Origin of the sequence: Anaerobiospirillum sp. NML120511 (genome assembly GCF_023050955.1) — a bacterium.
Taxonomy (GTDB): domain Bacteria; phylum Pseudomonadota; class Gammaproteobacteria; order Enterobacterales; family Succinivibrionaceae; genus Anaerobiospirillum.
The window spans coordinates 1-19,217 of the sequence record NZ_JALKIK010000021.1; the positions used below are offsets into that span (position 1 = coordinate 1).

Below are 19,217 nucleotides of genomic sequence, written 5' to 3' on the forward strand. Positions count from 1 at the left end.
TTGTTCCAGACGGCACCGGCGGCGGTGGTGGTGGTGGTGGTGCCGCCGGTGCCGTCTGGAACAAAACCAATGGCTTTACCCTCGCCACTGCCGACGACGCCAGCAATCTCATAGCCGCAGTTGATGCCGCTATTGCCAAGGTAGATGGACAGCGCGCTGGACTAGGTGCAATCCAGAACAGATTGGAGAGTTCCATCCGCAACCAGGCTAACGTTTCTGCCAACCAGGCCGATGCCCGCAGCAGAATTCGTGATGCAGACTTCGCCGAAGAGTCCGCAAACCTGTCTCAGCAGTCCATTATTCAGCAGGCTGCTACATCCATGCTTATGCAGGCCAACACCCGCCCACAGCTGGGTCTGTCCCTGCTGGGCTAATTCCTCCATAAGTAATACGGGCACTGACAGATCAGTTGCCTGATACCAATACGCAAAAATTTAAAGGCCTGAGTGCACAACGCGCTCAGGCCTTTTTCATATGTTTGAGCTCATCACTATCAGCCCCTGCACCTTTCACATTTCACCTTGCACCTTGCACCTTGCACCTGTAAATCATGCCAGAAATTGCGCTAATACCACAAAACACGAACCTGTCCGACATGTATCCCTGTTTCATATCACGTGTTCGTAACTTAACTGACAAACTAGACAAGAAAAGAAAGAAAGAAAGATATTGTGCTTTATAAAACAAGTACGAGCTTAAATTCTCAGTATCTGACACCCCAATCAACTTCAAATTCCATACCGCACAATTCCAGAATTTACTCTACAAAACATTATAATGCAGTAAAATTTGGACAGCTATGCCTCAGAATTTTGACGCGCCTGTCATAAATTATGAGTCAAATAGCTGGTATACAAGTAAAGCATCTTTTCGGATAGTTCTTATTAAGAAACCGCTTATTTATCTAAACCTGTCAACAGCAAAATACATTTATATGCCTATATTTGCGCGCACGACGCTGTATCTATTAGATACAATAAATCTTTATTTATAACTAACTTCACGTACAAGCGATTTATGATTGTTGAAAAACCATTCAATGGAGCGTTCCCCTAAGCTGACAGACAAACAATATAACTTTCCCATGCTGTGTAAACGCTATCACTGATAACGTACCAACAAGGCCTGCTGCGTACACTGTGCAGACAAATGTCGCCAGCTGCCTTTGAAAGCCTATTTCAGGGATAAATAAGCAAAGAATACGAGGTTCATCATGGCAGTTTATGTCAATACAAATATAAGTTCACTTAACGGTCGCCGCTATCTCAACAACGTCCAGAATCAGCTTACGACCACATACCAGCGCCTCAGTTCAGGCCTGAGAATTAACAGTGCAAAGGATGACGCAGCAGGTCTGCAGATTTCCTCACGCCTGACTACCCAGATTAATGGCCTCAACCAGGGCAACCGCAACAGCTCCGACGGTATCGCTCTTGCCCAGACCATCGAAGGTGGCATGGACGAGATCACCGGCATGCTGCAGAAGGTGCGTACCCTGGCTGTTCAGGCCAAGAACGGTACCAACACAGAGGAAGACCGCAAGGCTCTGAACAAGGAAGCTACTTCCTTAATGACCGAAATCAACCGTATTGCCTCCCAGACCACTTTCGGTGGCAAGACCGTTCTGGACGGCGGCGGTACCGCTAATGACATCTACAGCACCGGCGGCGGTGGCGCTGCTGCAAAGGGCACTATGACTCTGCAGGTAGGCGCTAATAAAGGCGATACCATCAGCTTTGAAGTTAACTCCATGCGCCTGTCCGCTATGGCGGCTATTGCAAATATAGGTCTTGATACTTTCTGGAATAAGGACAAGTCAACCGCTCTGTTAAGCGATGCCACTAAGATTGATGGCATCATTGAGGGTATGGATAAGCTGATTGCAGCTGTTGATGGTCAGCGTGCCGGACTTGGCGCTTTACAAAACAGACTGGAGAGCTCAATTCGCAACCAGGCCAACGTTTCTGCCAACCAGGCTGATGCCCGCTCACGTATTCGTGACGCAGACTTCGCCGAAGAGTCTGCTAACCTGAGCCAGCAGTCCATCATTCAGCAGGCTGCCACCTCCATGCTCATGCAGGCTAACACCCGTCCACAGCTTGGTCTGTCCCTGCTGGGCTAGTCCTGTTCTGCATCGAATTTAAGACTGTAATAAGGATTTCAAAATGGCAGTTTACGTCAATACAAACGTCAGCTCACTTAACGGTCGCCGCTATCTCAACAACGTCCAGAATCAGCTTACGACCACATACCAGCGCCTCAGTTCAGGCCTGAGAATTAACAGTGCAAAGGATGACGCAGCTGGTCTGCAGATTTCCTCACGCCTGACTACCCAGATTAATGGCCTCAACCAGGGTAACCGCAACAGCTCCGACGGTATCGCTCTTGCCCAGACCATCGAAGGTGGCATGGACGAGATCACCGGCATGCTGCAGAAGGTACGTACCCTGGCTGTTCAGGCCAAGAACGGTACCAACACAGAGGAAGACCGCAAGGCTCTGAACAAGGAAGCTACTTCCTTAATGACCGAAATCAACCGTATTGCCTCTCAGACCACTTTCGGTGGCAAGACCGTTCTGGACGGCGGTGGCACCGACGCTGATATCTACAGCACCGGCGGTGCCAAGAATACCGGCAAGATGACACTTCAGGTTGGTGCAAATAAGGGCGATACCATTGAGTTCACTGTAAACTCAATGCGCCTGTCCGCTATGGCCGCCTTAGCTAATGTTCAGTTCGATACCGTATGGAATAAGGACAAATCTACCGCTCTGTTAAGCGATGCCACTAAGATTGATGGCATGATCGAGGGCATGGATAAGCTGATTGCAGCTGTTGATGGTCAGCGTGCTGGACTTGGCGCTTTACAAAACAGGCTGGAGAGCTCAATTCGCAACCAGGCCAACGTTTCTGCCAACCAGGCTGACGCCCGCTCACGTATTCGTGACGCAGACTTCGCCGAAGAGTCTGCCAACCTGAGCCAGCAGTCCATCATTCAGCAGGCTGCCACCTCCATGCTCATGCAGGCTAACACCCGTCCACAGCTTGGTCTTTCCCTGCTCGGCTAATACAGTCCAGATTGTAATAAGGATTTCAAAATGGCAGTTTACGTCAATACAAACGTCAGCTCACTTAACGGCAGACGCTATCTCAACAACGTCCAGAATCAGCTTACTACCACCTACCAGCGCCTCAGTTCAGGCCTGAGAATTAACAGTGCCAAGGATGACGCTGCAGGTCTGCAGATTTCCTCACGACTCACTACCCAGATTAATGGTCTGAACCAGGGCAACCGTAACAGCTCCGATGGTATCGCTCTCGCCCAGACCATCGAAGGCGGCATGGACGAGATCAGCGGCATGCTGCAGAAGGTACGTACCCTGGCTGTTCAGGCCAAGAATGGTACCAACACCGATGAAGACCGTAAGGCTCTCAACAAGGAAGCCACCTCTTTAATAACAGAGATCAACCGTATTGCTTCCCAGACTACCTTCGGTGGCAAGACCGTTCTGGACGGCGGCGGCACCGATCAGGATATCTACAGCGGCGGCGGTGCCAAAAATGTCGGTACCATGACCTTACAGGTAGGCGCAAACAAGGGTGATACCATTGATTTCAAGGTTAACTCCATGCGCATTTCCGCAATGGCTGATTTGGCAGGTATTACATTAGGCGATGTATGGAACAAAGATAAGTCTATCGCTCTGTTAAGTGATACTACCAAGATTGATGGCATCATCGAGGGCATGGACAAGCTGATTGCTGCTGTTGATGGTCAGCGTGCCGGACTAGGTGCTATCCAGAACAGATTGGAGAGCTCAATTCGCAACCAGGCTAATGTTTCTGCCAACCAGGCTGACGCCCGCTCACGTATTCGTGACGCCGACTTCGCCGAAGAGTCTGCCAACCTGAGCCAGCAGTCCATCATTCAGCAGGCTGCCACCTCCATGCTCATGCAGGCCAATACCCGTCCACAACTGGGTCTGTCCCTGCTCGGCTAACAGCTGCTCTGGATATTCAGGTGCTGACCTGTCGGCTGCCTGAAATTTCCATAATTTTACAAAAGGCCTGGATACCGCGTGTATTCAGGCCTTTTTCATATCAGTAAGTCTGGTGGATGCGCTGCAGATGCAGTTGCCAGTTCTTTATTTATGGCAGTCACAGCCTATCTGTGATAGTATGTATGCGATCGAAAGGGCGTGTTTGACGCCCAGTCACATATTTATCAGTCAGAACCGCGCTCTGCTGAGCCCGAGACTGACGGACGGACATCAGTAAAACACCGTCCGGGCATCTGTTGATGCCGTTCAAGGTTTGTAAGAACACAATCACTACGGTGCCGTACCTGATGGTCCGGTCTTAATCACTTGAGTACAAACGTTAGTCACCTCAGCTGTCAGATGTGCCGGGGTGAATCACAGGAAAAGCGAGGCGCCAAGGTCTCGCTTTTTTCTTATATGGTCCTAATAAAACCCAGTGCCTGCATATGGCATAATGAATATGCTGAAATTTTTATCATCTGGTGGAGGCTGTTATGCCTGACATGAATTACGGCAATATCAAGTATGCTATTATCCCGGTTGCTGGACTGGGAACCCGACTGCTCCCTGCAACCAAGGCTATCCCAAAGGAAATGATGCCTCTGGTTGATCGCCCTCTGATCCAGTTTGTCGTAAATGAAGCTGTAGCTGCAGGCATAAAGAATATTGTTCTGGTAACTCACTCCTCCAAAAACGCTATCGAAAACCATTTCGATACCTCTTTCGAGCTTGAAGCCACTCTGGAAAAGCGTGTCAAGCGCCAGCTGCTTTCTGAAGTGCAGAATATCATCCCTAAGGATGTAACCATCATGCACGTCCGTCAGGGTGAAGCCAAAGGCCTTGCTCACGCCATCATGTGCGCCTATCCTATCGTCGGCAAAAATCCTTTTGCCGTACTGCTTCCTGATGTCATCATGGATTCAGTAGCCTCTGATCTGCAAAAGGACAATCTGGCCGCCATGGTTAAGCGCTTTGAAGAGACAGGCGTTGCACAGATCATGGTCGAGCCGGTACCTCATGCTGATGTCGTATCCTACGGTATTGTCGATCTGGACGGCGCTGAACTGACCTCAGGCAAGGATGTTCCAATCAAGAGCATTATCGAAAAGCCTTCAGTAGATGAGGCTCCAAGCAACTATGCCGTTGCCGGTCGTTATGTACTACCTGCTGAAATCTGGCCACTGTTCCGTCGTACTCCTCTTGGAGCCGGCGGCGAGTTCCAGCTTACTGATACCATTGATCTTCTTATGAATATCGAAAATGTTCATGCTTATGCAGCTGTAGGTCACAGCCATGACTGTGGCAACAAGGAAGGCTACACCAAAACCTTTATCGAGGTTGCCCTGCGCCATCCTGATATCGGACCTAATATCGCCCGCTATATCAAAGAGCTGGCTGCCACTCTCTAAGAGCCGGCCGCAAGTTGTCAAAGCAGGCTGCGCCCGAGCCGCACACCCCCACTGTGTTAATCATGCCTGAGGCATGATGCCCGAATGTACGTAAGATAAAATCAGACTCTTAAGCTAAGCCACCTTCACGGTGGCTTTGGCGTTTGTGCATTGCAAAAATACCTGTCCTGACTGTCAGCTGATGGGGCAGTGGCTGCAGCCATGATACACTCATTCATACCATGAGCTGCGCTGCACTGACAGCACAGAACAGAACAGCCCGCTACTGGCAAATCAAGTCCAGTAATTGCTCAGAGCCCTTGCCAGAACTACATAAAGTTATGACCAGTAATAAGCATAATACCCGTCCTGATGTTTCTCATGCTGCAATTAAGGAAAACAATGCAGACACTTCTATGCACGGTACTGCAAAGCGTAGTGCCGCTGGTCATCAGAACATGTATAAGACAGAGAACAATGGTAATGCAGTAAATGCTGCTTCCGCTCCTGTCGCTTTGCCAACTGACAGGCAGGGCCAGCCTGCTGTGCAAGGTCGCGTCAGTCGCCTCAATGGGCAGTCGCAGGGCCATGGCCAGCTGCAGGGCTACCCTCAGCAGCAGGCGCCTGGATACCCTCAGGTTATGGGACAGTCCCAGCCTTATGGGAAGGCTCAGACTTTTGGACGAGATCAGGCTCAAACCGGGTCCCATGTTCATGGACAAGCTCATATGCAAGGACGCCCTCATATGGCGCCGGGCAATGGACAGTATCGCTCCAATGAGCCTGTGCCAGCATCATCTGGCACTATGGGTCCATCTGCTCTGTCAGGACATACTGGCACTATGGGTCCATCTGCTCTGTCAGGACATCCTGGCACTATGGGGCCATATGCTCTGTCAGGCCCCCATGGCGCCATGCAGCACCAGGCATTCAATCAGAGCGCCCGCCCATACCAGATGAACAGCGCACCTGACTCCATGCACAGCCAGCGCAGCAATGGCTATGGCCCTGGCAATGCTATGGGTCGTAATCAGGCCTCTGCAGCTCAAGGCTATATGCAGCAGCAGCCGCAGCATCCGCAACAACATCCTCAGCATGCCCACTTCAATGCAGGTTATATGCAGGCACCTCAACAGGCCGGCAGTAAAGGGCAGCGCGTACCTGCAATGGCTCCCCAGTATCCACAGCATGCTAACTACCAGTATCCGGGCCAGAGCTCCCCTCATATCCGTCATCAGGACGTACCTCAGGATCAGGTAAATTATCAATCACAGCTTCAGCCTCCGTATGCACATCAGTCCATGCCTCAGCAGGGCAATGGTCAGAATTTCCATGCCCCTGCAACCTCTTCAGCCTCTCAAAACGCCCGTTCCCAGGGATACATACTCCCGCCTCAGGCACAGGCACAGCAATCCTCCCAGCCGACAGGTTCTCAAAATCATGCCAATGATGGCGCTCATGCATATGTAGCAGCTGGTGTTGAACAGGAACCTGACAGCAACGCCTTTATATCTCTTAGACAGACTGTGCAGGTTATCGACAGACTGCTCAAGCGTAGTGCTGCATCGTCAGGTGATGCGCTGTACAGTGCAGATACTTCAACTGAAGAAAGCTCCTCTAATGATGATTACGAGTCATCAGGCTCATCTTATGATGACGATGCTTCTTCCATGACTGATGCCCAGGCAGGTGAGGATAAGGAGGTTGCTCGAAGCGATGCGGAGCGCAAAAGTGTTAACAGGAAGCTTCAGGTTCTCAATGAAGTAGCACTGACAGAAATGCAGCAGTGCCTTGATGAGCACGAGCTGTTCCTGAGCCGCTTTGATAAGTCCCAGCAGCGCTACCTCATGGAAATTATGTCTGATGAGCAGCGCAACAGCATTCTTGCGCGCAATGACTGCTGTGGCGATCTGTTCATGGCAGCACTGCTCAATAAACTTAAAACCATAGCCAGCCTGACTCCTGAGGGTGTAGCACTGGTTCATGTAACTGCTGCTTGCGATGGCCTTTCATATGCTCAGGCCAGGGCAGATGATGCTGGTGAGGGAGATGCTGCTACTCGTGTCCTGCAGGTAAAGCTTGCCCGCATCAATGGAGCGGAAAGCTCAGCTGATGAAGGCGGTGACAGTCTGTGCAGTAAGCCCTTTGATATTAAGGAGTTTACTGTTGAAACCGGGACCTCCCTGCCAGTATCTGCTGCTCAGAAAACAACTGTGCTGGTCGGCTGCGACCTGCATGATTATCCTGAGCTGTGGAGCAACCTGAGCGGCGTTGACCTTATTGATCTCAATGAGCTTGAGTATCTTACTGAGCCTCACGGCAGTGCCCTGCATGCCGGAGTTGATGTTCTAAGTATCGCTGCCCTGGTGGGAGCTGCTCTTAATATCATCACAAGGCCGCCTGCCAGCGTTCAGGCAGTCGAACACACAGCTGCTTATGACAGGTCCACTGATGATTTCTCCCATGCTTCCACAGGTAAATATGCAGGCACAGTTACTGACAGCGTGGTCGAGAGTTCTGATGCTGACGTAAGATTGTTTGCTGCACTGCACACCCGCCTTATAACCAGCATGATTTTCCTTGCCGCCTGCCTTTTTACCGGATCGTCTGCAAGCAAAAGCACAGCGTCCAGGGCTGGAGCAGGCACAGCTGCATGTGCAGCTAAACATAGTGATACATATACATGCACCACTGAGCATAACAGGACAGTTAAAAAGCTTAACAGTCTGCGTTTTAATGCCATGACTGAGCTTAAAGAGCACCTTCCTGATGAGCTTGGTGAGTTTACTGATCTCATCTGTGATGGCGACAACCATGCCCTTGCAATGATGCTCTGGCAGCTTGGCTCTGCTCTGAGAGGACTTACACCAGATGGCAGCAGTCGTGGCCCTGCCATTGATGAGTGCATAAGCACCCTGATGACAGAGGGGGCTGCTGTACACGACATTCCTGCCGTGTCTGACGGTACTTCTGTGCCTGCTGAAATATCCGTACCTGTCGGCGCTGCTGCTTTTGCTCTTCCCGCAGTGCCTGGGCCTGAGGCCGTTGTTCCTGACAGCCCGGTACTGAGCTCCCTGCTGCAGTCATTCAAGCTGGCAGAACGCTTTAAGGATAATCCTGAGTCGGCTCTTAATAAGCTGTACAGACAGCTCGAGCACACGCTCGTCATCATGCCAGAGAGCCTCTATGGCAGCATGGGACGCATGGTGCTTATTACTCCGGTTACCGGCTGTGTGCCTGAGCCATACCAGGCCTCTTGCCCTGGAGCATGTGAGCATAACATCCATGGCAATGGCGCCGTGGGCACTGCTGATGTCAGCAGCGCTAAAAGGGCTGTGGGAGCATCTGATGTCAGCAGTGGTAATGGGGCTGTATGGCCTGAGTCAGGCTATATCAACAGTGATGCTGTACTTGAGTGGGGTGAGCATAATGCTCTGATTGCCTGGGCTCTTGCTTTATATGCCTGCAGCCGTGTCAGGAATTACTGCGCCCTTATTCCATCCACTGTGCGCAAGATCGCATCGCGCTTATCGCTTCCGGGCGGCGGCATCAACATACCTGAGAGCATTTTCACCACAGAGATGTCAGGCCGCAGCGACTTACTGCTGCCATCGGCTGACCCATGGTCAGACGGTGTAACTGTACTGTGCCGTCATGAGGGCATAAAGACAGCATCTGTCGAGCATCTGAGCGAGCTGCGCCTTGACCATGAAACCCTTGCCTCCAGCGATAATCTCATAGTGGTTGAAAGCTCAGCCATGTTGCTCAGCTATGCCCTTAAGATTACCCCTCTGGCATCGCATGTCGATGTGTCCCTGTTTGCCCGCCTCTCTCTTGAGACCTCACTGCATCCGTCCAATATCAGTGAGCACTTCACTGTACTCAGCCCGGCTCAAAGTCGCGAGCTTGGCAAGTGGTGCGCAACCCATGGTCTGATACCAGCCTCACGCAAGAGCGAACACCTGATCATTACCCGTGATGATGCTCATCATCTGACCATCAGCTCACTGGAGCGCCCTTTCCCTCTGTCTGAGCTAATCATGATTTTTGAGGGCAAAACCCTCAATTTGCGTGTCGATGAGCGCTGCTTTCCCTCCATGCCACAGCAGCATGACTCTGCCTTAGCCTACACCTTAGCGGCCAGCCCAGCTACTGCTGATACAGATGCCAGCCATGCCTCTAAAGGTTCTGATACCAGCACAGACAGCATTGCCGTTGATGACGCTGCCCGTGCCGGTGATGACACTGTCCGTTCCCGTGATGATGCTGCAGGTGGCATTGCTGCCCTGGCTGCAGATGCTGGCGCTGCAGGTGGCATTGCTGCCCTGGCTGCAGATGCTGGAGCTGCAAACACAGCTGCGATGGGCTGTCAGGCAAGCACTCTGGTGCTGGTCCGTTCACGCGCAGCCAATGAGGGCACGATAAGCACTGAGAGCATAATGAATATGCTCCCTGATGAGCAGTACCTGCTGCGCGATCAGTACAGCCTGAAAATGCTGCCTTACTACTGGGCCTCCCAGGTAAAACTGGTAAGCCAGCTGTGTGCCCGTCCTGAGCTTAAGGACGCCGGGCGTATTATCTACCTCATTGCCGCTGACAATGACATAAGTCAGGTTCAGGCCATGACTGATGCCCTGTCCCTTAACGTTCAGGTGCGCTCTCTTACCCGTCTTATCAGCAATGACCATGAGCTGCTGGCTCTTGCCTGGCAATGCCGCAGGGAGCGCTGCGCCATTATTGTCGACAACCTTGGCTCTTACGAAACCCGTACCCTGCTGGGAATCATACGTGAGCACAACTTCCTGTCATCATCAGATGCTGACAGTGATTCCATCAGTTCTGCTATTAACCTGCGTGCCGGCTCATCTGCCGCATCCTGTGCTCCTGCCGGCCAGCCATGCTTTAAGGGACATATTCAGGCAAGCCACTTCTTTCCGGGACTTTACAGTCGCGGACTGCACAGCCTCTGTCTAAAGTACGAAGCCCTTACAGGCAATATGGCCAGAACAGCTCCAGACAGCTCACAGCCGGACTGGAAATGCAGTCATGCTGCATCTTTGGCCTTTTATGGCGGTGATGATGATGTGACCGGCATGCTTCTTGAGGGTCTGATGAGTATGTTCCGTCAGGCCTGCCTTGCTCTTGCAGGCGGCGATGGCTCACTTGCCCGCGCTGATTTTTACTGTATCGACCCTGACCTTTGCTCCGGCTATGGCGGCCAGAGCTACGGCGGTGATGCCACTGCAGCCAATATCTTCAATACCGTAAGCCAGGCTGCGCGCACAGTCAGCTCAGTATCTGACGTTCCTGCAGTTGTGCCTGCCAGCCTCAGAATGGACCTTGAGTTCTTCGCAAATGATGCTGACAGAGATGCCATGCTGGCCTTAAGTACCCGCTACTTCAGCAGCGCCGGTTACGAAATCTCCGATGCTCTTGCCACCCTCAGTCAGCTCGAAGCCATGCACGGCCTCATGCAGCAGACTGACAATGCTGCCTCTGCCACAGCATCTGCACCAGCAACATCCGCCTCCTCAGCTGCAGCTGAAGCTGCTCAGGCTGATGAAGCTTCAGCCGGAGCCATGACATCCTCAAGGGCCGGCCGAGCAGGCGCCCATGACGGCTGGGGATATGGTAAGGGCAGTGGTCATGACTCTGGCACGGGCTCTGACCATGGCCAGTGGCAGAACCATAGCCAGAACATGAATGGGCGTGATGGTCATGAGGTGGAGCTGCTGTCAGAGCGCAAATGGAGAAATCTGCTTGATTTGCTCGACAAAGATACGCCTGATGGCAGGCTCGCCATGAACATTGCCATGCGTGAGATTTCCGAACGCTTTATTGATGGCAATGAGTGGCGTGATTATCAGAAAACCGCCCTGCCTGCCATTATCAGACATGATCATGACTGCCTGATTTCCATTCCTACAGGCGGTGGCAAGTCTGTACTCTTCCAGGGACCATCCCTGTTCAGATCCCGCTACAGCGGGCGTCTGAGCATTGTTATTTCCCCGCTTAAAGCCCTGATTCTCGATCAGGTGCTCTCTTTGCGCGCCCGTGGCTTTGATAATGTCGATTACATATCCTCAGACCGTATGCAGCATGAAAACATTCAGTGCCTGAATGCTCTGCGCAATGGCCGTCTGCAGCTGCTGTATGTAACTCCCGAGCGCTTTCGCAGCCGCAGCTTTTTCCAGGATCTGTATCAGCGTCTGCGCCGCGATGGCGGTGGTGAGTACATGATTTTTGATGAAGCTCACTGTATTTCCCAGTGGGGTAAGTCATTCCGCCCTGATTATATTTTTGCTGCCTGGGTATGCTCTGAGCTGCGCAAGAAATTCCCTGTTACCAGCATTATGTGCTCTGCCACCATGACCAGACAGGTGGTAAAGGATCTCAAGAACTATCTTACTGACCCGGTAATGCTCGGTGTCGGCAATGAAAGCTACAACCCGATACGCGATCATATTGCTCTGCAGATGGAGCCTGTAGCTTGTGACGAAGATTCACGCCTCAATGCTGTACTGCAGTTTATCAGCCGCAACAGGATAGACTTCCGTAAAAGTCGCCTTATTATCTTCTGCCGCACCCGTAATCAGTGCCGAAAACTGGCCCTGGAGCTTAACAAAGCTGCCAATGCTCACCGCTTCATGAAGGCCAATTCGATAACAGCTGCCAGGGCCAGTTCCTTAACTGCAGGCCAGGTCGTTCCTGTAACATCAACAGATCATTTAACAGGCATATCAGCTGAAAATCGAGATAAATATGGTGCCGGCACCGCCTTTACCTCTGTCCATAATGTGGAGAAGACTGGCCCTGACGCTGCCAGCACCGATAAGGGAATTATCTCTGCAGATGAGTTTGCTTCCGAAAGTGTCGACAGTATTGTCCACATCGAGCATGACTACAGCAATCCGCTGAGAGAAAGTCAGGACAGCGATGACAGTTATGACCCCATTGCTCAAATGGCAGGTCACGTTGACTTTTTCCATGCCGGTCTTGATACCAAAGAGCGCAAGGACCGCTTTGAGCGCTTCAAAATAAGCAATGAGGATGCTCAGAAACTCGAAGAAGAGAGTCTGGAGGCCACCCGCGAGAAATTCCTTCTCAAGGAGCTGTCGGGCATGGAAAATATCGACAGCAATGATATCAGGCGCATCAGAGAACTGATTTATATCGAGTCACTGCAAGAGCAGCAGAAGGATTCTGTTACCTGCTCCCAGGGACAGATCTATATTCTGTGCGCCACCAATGCCTTTGGCATGGGCATGGATATCCCTAATATTCACTACGTACTGCATCTGTCTCCGCCATCAGTGTTTGAAAACTACCTGCAGGAGGTTGGCCGTGCCGGTCGTGACCTCAGGATGTATAACTCCACCTTCCCTGATGGCCGTAAGCTGCCTGCCTGCTGTTTCTATGACAGTAAGGACTTTGATAATGATGCAGCATACCTGAGCAAGAGTCTTATTGGCTGGAGTGATCTGGTCCACTCCGAGCTGCTGATTCGCTCCTATATCTGTAAATTCATGACCCTCAGGGAGTCCATTACTCAGCCGGTAGCTGTGCCTGCTGATGTTCTGTCACGCTCTCAGACAGAAATACTTCTGCCTCCGCCAACTCATATTGAAAGCGAACGTAATCTGGTAAAAGAGCGCCTTATCCTGTTTTACCTTGAGCATCTTGGCCGTATCAGGATCCAGTTCCGCACTATGGTGCCTTTTGCTGTCAGGTTTAACAGCAGCGTGGTTCGTGACTTTATCCGCACCTTTAAGGCTCAGTCTCTCAAAAATACTGTTGTCAGCAGGGTACAGCTGGTCTATGGCACTGAAGGTGACGACGAGCGCAGCTATGTCCTGACATCATCAGGCCGCGTCATTGACGGCCCCGCAGATACACCATCCAGTGCAGACACTGATACAGAGCTCTCCTGCGATAGCGATCATGCCCATGGCAGCGCTGCGTCCCGTGATATCCATGCTGGCCATGACGGCGGCAAGGGCAGTGCTGGCGATGACATGCCTGACTCAAAGGACAGTAGTGCTTTACATAATGTCAAGGACAGCATTGATTCAGTCAGGGCTATGGGCAGTGATTTTGCCCTGGGCACTGCTACCTCAGGAGAATCTGCTCCAGATGAAATGCTTCAGCTTGACAGCGGCAATAAGACCTTAACCTACGCCCTTATGATCTGTGAGGATCTGCTTGCAGATGAGCATAATCAGAAGATCAAAAATCTGCAAAAACAGGAATTACCTTATTTTGCTGCAGCTTCAGCTGACAGAGACAACAGCCCAGATGGTGAGGAGATCACTGCAGCCCGGCTTGTCATGGCCGGTACTCATGCATTTGATTATGAGCACTTTGCCAGATCCAACCGTATCAGCAATAAAGACGTGATCAATGTTCTGCTTGAGCTGACCAGACGCAACATCATCGAAGTCAGCTCCAGCTTCAGAATGGATGGCCCTGTCTCCGTAAATCCTGAAATCAGCTGGTTTTGCCAGATGGAAAGGGATAAGCAAAGAATACCGGAAAGTGCAGTCGAGCTCGTACGCTTTATGCCAACTCTGGGAGTTACCCTTTTAATTGCCCGTGAGCTGCTTGATGAAGCATGGCGCCATGGCCAGTATGTGCATCATAAAATGTTTATGGAGGGCGGAGATGATACCTTTGATCTCACAGCTCAGTACAGCTCACAGCAGGACAGCTCTGCAAGTGGCAGTGAGCATTCGCCTTCATCAAGCTCTTCTCTGAGTGAGGCAAAGCAAACAGGTCCTGCTGGCGCTCATGAGTTTACAGATGAAATTTATGAACGCATCAGCAAAGGTGATGAACGTCGTCGCAACCGTAACAGACGCAAATCTGCCATGTTTTTGCGTATCGGCAGACAAAACATTTCGCAAAGGATCAAACAGATTCTCAAAGAGCAGATCAAGCCTTACTGTCATACGGTTGAAATTACTGAAAAAATCAAAGCTAACAGCGTGGAAACTGTCACCACCCGCAAAGTACTGTTTATGCCATGGTATCAGGGCAATCCGCGCCAGAGCATCTTTATGGCCAGCGCCTGGCTTGAAAAGGCCACCCCGCTGATCATAGCCGGCATATTCCGTATCTGTTCCTGGATGCCAGGAGCTGTGATGCGCTATGACACAAGACTGTATGCCTCAATCAATGAAGCTCAGAGCTTCAGCCTGAGTGCCGGCCTGCGCTCCTACCATCTTATCCTTGATGTTCTTGAGGAGGATTTGCCACGCCTGCTCGACTTTGCTTACACCGACTTTAACAGCACCAATGAAATTCAAATGATGCTTAAGCGAAGGGCAGCCACGATCACATCTCTAAACAGCTCCATGAGCTTTATGAGCTCCATGGGCACCAGGGGCATTAATATACTGCCTCCTGACTCAGGCGAAGCTGCCTCTGCTCAGGCCCCTTATGATGAGGCTGCCGAACTGTCTGAATCCTTCAGCTGGTTTAACAACTGGTTCAAGGTTATTGATCGCCTCGGACTCATGCACCCTGATGCAAAGGATATAAGCAACAGATATCAGCTGCATAACAGCCGCAGCGATTTTGAAAGTCTCTACGGTCAAAGCGATGGCAGGCTCTATGGCTACGGTTACTTCTACTTTGCTCTTGAGCTGCTGCGCACCATGCGCCTGATAACGTATACAGGTCTTCTCAGTCAGGGTTATGAAATCTTTCTGGGCAAAGATGCTCTGCTGCCTCTTGATAATGCCACTGACAGTAATTCAATTTACTATGAGGTACGTAACGGTTTTGAAGAAACTGCACGTATGGCTTTTGCGCGCCTTATGATCATGAGGGTTTTCTGCACTGAGGTAAGGCCGGAGGATCGCAGCTCCTTTATTGAGAACTTCTTCCGCATCAGAAATTACAAGGACTATGTAACCCTGCTGTCCAATTTCTCAGGACCAGACTCAACAGTTCTGCAGTATCTCAATGCTCAGGCCCTTAAAAAAGCCGAGAGCATGATGGAGGACAACGAAGAGCAGTGGGAGGTCTATACCAGCAGTCTTGACCGTCACGTCAATGTGCTGGCCGGCCCTGGTTCGGGCAAAACTCATGTGCTGACCATGAAGGTGGCACGTCTGGTAGTGATTGATCATATTGACCCGCACAACATCATGGTGCTGGCCTATAACAGAGCTGTGGTCACCGAACTGAAGACGCGCCTGAACAGCCTTTTTGCCAGCCTGGGCATGGGCCGCATTGCTCACCTCATTGCCATTTATACCTTCCATGGTCTGGCCCGCTACTGCCTGCGCGATCGTCTTAATGATGTTGAGGCCAGATGGTGGGAGCAGGTGCTGCTGCACAGCGTAAGAACTGAGCCTCAGCTCTTTACCTCGCTCTTCCCTAAGCTCGAGTTCATCATGATTGATGAGTTCCAGGACATTACCTTTACGCGTCTTGATTTCCTGCTTAATCTCACGCGCAACTACCCACGCCTGCGCTTTTTCACCATTGGCGATATCAATCAGAGTATCTACGGCTTTGATCGCGTCAATGGCGCCCTGCCTCAGGAGTTTCTGAGCATGGCAAGGGCCGGATCTGATGGCTCCATTGCAGCCCTGCATCTTAATTTAAAGCCGACCTCAGCCTCTGACCATCAGGACAGCAGCGATCAGGATGACGGGGATAAACTCAATGACAGGTTTGCACGGCGCCATGAGCACAGATCAGCCCCTGAAAACCGCTATGCAGGCAGCGGCCATGGCTTTGACAGCTATGAGGATGCTGTTGACGATGAATATGAGTCCGATGATGAGGAGCTGCAGCCAGACAGCCCTGCTCAGCACAGCCGCGCTGCCGCCTCAGCTGGCGGCGTAGCCGCAGCTGCCGCCGCCGCACCATTTTATGCTGCCGCTGCTGCAGCCAGCTACGCAGTACTGGCACCGGGCCAGGCTTTGACCAGATCCGGTGGTGATGCCCACAACAGCACTATGAGCCCGGCAGAGTATGCTCTGGCAGTCAGTCCCGAGCCATATTACAACTGGATGGGCAGCATCTTAAGACCAAAGACCATGACTCTGTCCAGGAACTACCGCTCATTCCAGAAGATTCTGGACCTGGCAGCGCACTTCCTGTCAGACCGTACTTTCCTGCCTGTCAGCTCTCCTGATTTTGAGCAATATGCCCCTGAGACTGACTATGCACGCATCTTTGACTGCCGTGTAAAAGGCAACGCAGATCTCTCCCCAGCCAGCCAGGACAAAGACACGCAGGACACCCCGGCCAAGACCAGGGCTGCTGCAGACGCCGCCTCAGGCGCCGCCGCCGCACCTGACGCCGCCCCTGGCTCTGACTCTGCCGCCGCCCCAGGCTCTGAATCTTCCCAAGGCTCTGCCTGCGAGCATGCCGCGTCAGATGCAGCGCAAAATGCCACTGCCCTCCAGGCAGATCAGGTCAGCGGCACTGACAGCAGCTGCCGCTCAGATAACCCGCTGTCGCTGCTGCGCCAGCATCTGCCTGGTATGCTCAGCTTTGCCCTGGATGAAAACCGCAAAATAATGCAGCTGTTTGAACAGGAGATCAATAAGCATAATAACCAGCTGCAAAACAATATGGAAAGTGCCCCGGCAGACAGTGCCGACAGCCGTTCAGACAGCAGTTCTGCCCGTAAGGCTCCTGACCATGCAACCAGAAAGGCTAACGCCCCTGGCAATGGCAATGGCAAGGGCAAGGGCAAGAGCCAGGGCAAGGGCAAGGGCAAGAGCCTTGCTCAGGACAGGTCCCAGGTATCAGCCACGGACAGTGACGATACTGCAACAGACGGCCGCCTGAATCGCACATCTCTTGAAAAGCTTTTTGCCATGGCCGATGGTGACAGCTTTGAAAGATTTGACAGCTCCAGACTCAATACCATAGTCAAGCGACGCAGCATCAGAACTGTTGCCCTGTTCTTCAGAACCAATAATGAGGTTTATCAGGGCCTTGCCATGCTGCGCAATATGATGAAAGAGCATGGCAGCCTGCTGAGCAACTTTAATATCAGAATTCAGGGCTCCTCAGGCTGTCCTCTTGATCGTGAACGTGAGTTCTATGCTCTTATCAGATACTGTGACAGTCACAAAGGCCGCAACCTGATACTGGTTCCTGAACATGAAAACTTTATTGGCAATGAAATCAAAAAGGTGTGTCTTGACCTTATGTACAGCCATCCGATGTGGGATCACACAAGTATCGATATGGCCTGGTGCGTGGTGCTAAGCTACATTGAAATGGCCAGCAGCTCCTATAACAGCGGTTCACCTGCCACCATGGACAGTATGCGTGATTACATAACCGAGGTGCTCCATCAGGATCAGGGCGCGCAGATTTACCGTATCTACGATACCTACCGTGACGAGCGTCTTATCAGGGATGACAGACTGCAGCTGGTGCTGACCACCATGCACAAGGTCAAGGGCCTTGAGTTTGACATGGTGCTGATAAGTCCATCATCAGCATCACTGCCACTGTTTGAGCACAAAACAGTTGATAATCCTCAGGGATTCAAGCGCCGGAACTGGAGCTGCACCGAAGCTGCCCGTACTGCCTCAGCCATCTTTCCGCTCAGTGAAGATGAAAAGGCTGATCTTGCTGAGGAGCGCCGTCTTTATTACGTTGCCTATACCCGTGCCCGCAAATACCTCTATGCCTACAAGGGCGAACGTGAGTATGCCCTTGATGAGCAGCGCCGCTATATTGCCGATAACGGCGGTCAGATGCGCTTTGTCGACAGCGTCCCTGATCTGTCCAACTACCATCTGAGCTTTACGGCCATGAAGGACAATATAGCCATCAACGACTATCTGGACCGCTTTGTCAGCCGTAATGACGAGGTTACAGTGATTGCCCGCTCGGCACGCGATCCTGCGGCCTTCACAGCAGATCAGATCTACGGCCCCGACCAGGACGCCTGGATACCGGGCATGGCCACGACATTCAGTACTTCAGCTGCTCCAGGATGCAATTTTGATATTGTTCATCGCAGTCCGGCTAATAACAACCTGCCTGTTGTCATTGGACGCCTGTCACGAAACAATCCTGTCGGCATTGCCATGGCCCGCACCCGCACTGTAGAGCTCCACGGTCTGTTTATCAGTAATATCGCCGCCTGGACCTTTGACGAAACAGTTGAGGGCGATTTGCGCCGCGCTGAAAAAAGCATGGCCCGGGGCATGAGAGCTCCCCGCTATCAGGACAGCTGGTGCCAGCAGGCACGAGATGCCGGCTTTATTTATGTAGTCATGCTCGCCGGCATGGGCACAGCCACAGTGCCCCCTCAGCCTCAGCATCAGCCTCAGCCTCAGCTTTATCAGCCATCCAGTCTGCAGCACCGGCCATAGGCCACACACAGAGCCTGGCAGCCAGCCACCTGATTAAGGCCATGGCCATGTCATGCCCTGCACGGCCATGCAGTGCCAGTCCCGGCCTGGCCAGTCCCGGCCCGGAAAAGCAAAACTGGCCGGGAGGGCATAACAAGTAAGAGCCTTAGCATTCCTTCAGGATTTGCTGACACTCTGTTTCTCCATCAGGAATGACCATATGCCAAATAGCTGCAACAGTTATAAGCCCGCTGCCTCCATAAGATGGCAGTGGGGCTCACGGCTGCCGTGATATGAGCATTTGCAGCAATAATCCAAGTCTGCCACGAGACATCGCTTCGGCTGCCACCATAAGACGGCATTCAGGTCCCAATCAGCCGTGATTAGAAGTGTCAGTATTCGTCCCTGATTTGGACCTCAGGCTGAATATATGCCGGTGTGTTCTCAGAGGA

Annotated in this window: 6 protein-coding genes; all 6 read left to right on the top strand. The window is 51.9% G+C overall.

The window, feature by feature from the left end; genetic code table 11:
* The coding region (locus MXE39_RS07310; protein WP_281503489.1) for a flagellin at window positions 1-374 on the top strand (374 nt) is incomplete at its 5' end.
* 839 nt (window positions 375-1,213) lie between these two features.
* On the top strand, window positions 1,214-2,122 hold the full coding sequence (locus MXE39_RS07315; protein ID WP_246977885.1) for a flagellin: 909 nt from the start codon (window positions 1,214-1,216) through the stop codon (window positions 2,120-2,122).
* Window positions 2,123-2,165: 43 nt separating this feature from the next.
* Entirely contained in the window at window positions 2,166-3,068 is a 903-nt protein-coding gene (locus tag MXE39_RS07320) for a flagellin (RefSeq protein WP_246977886.1), read from the top strand.
* 30 nt (window positions 3,069-3,098) lie between these two features.
* Window positions 3,099-4,001, top strand: coding sequence for a flagellin (locus tag MXE39_RS07325; protein WP_246977887.1), 903 nt, complete (start codon window positions 3,099-3,101; stop codon window positions 3,999-4,001).
* A 533-nt stretch (window positions 4,002-4,534) separates the two neighbouring features.
* Entirely contained in the window at window positions 4,535-5,449 is a 915-nt protein-coding gene (galU, locus tag MXE39_RS07330; protein ID WP_246977888.1) for a UTP--glucose-1-phosphate uridylyltransferase GalU, read from the top strand.
* Window positions 5,450-6,174: 725 nt separating this feature from the next.
* Window positions 6,175-18,786, top strand: a complete 12,612-nt coding sequence (locus tag MXE39_RS07335) for a UvrD-helicase domain-containing protein (protein WP_246977889.1) — start codon at window positions 6,175-6,177, stop codon at window positions 18,784-18,786.
* Window positions 18,787-19,217: the final 431 nt, after the last annotated feature.

What these genes read in the sequence shown, in the direction of transcription:
- galU (WP_246977888.1), top strand. Translation starts at nt 4,535, where the DNA reads ATGCCTGACATGAATTACGGCAATATCAAGTATGCTATTATCCCGGTT.
- MXE39_RS07325 (WP_246977887.1), top strand. Translation starts at nt 3,099, where the DNA reads ATGGCAGTTTACGTCAATACAAACGTCAGCTCACTTAACGGCAGACGC.
- MXE39_RS07315 (WP_246977885.1), top strand. Translation starts at nt 1,214, where the DNA reads ATGGCAGTTTATGTCAATACAAATATAAGTTCACTTAACGGTCGCCGC.
- MXE39_RS07335 (WP_246977889.1), top strand. Translation starts at nt 6,175, where the DNA reads ATGGCGCCGGGCAATGGACAGTATCGCTCCAATGAGCCTGTGCCAGCA.
- MXE39_RS07320 (WP_246977886.1), top strand. Translation starts at nt 2,166, where the DNA reads ATGGCAGTTTACGTCAATACAAACGTCAGCTCACTTAACGGTCGCCGC.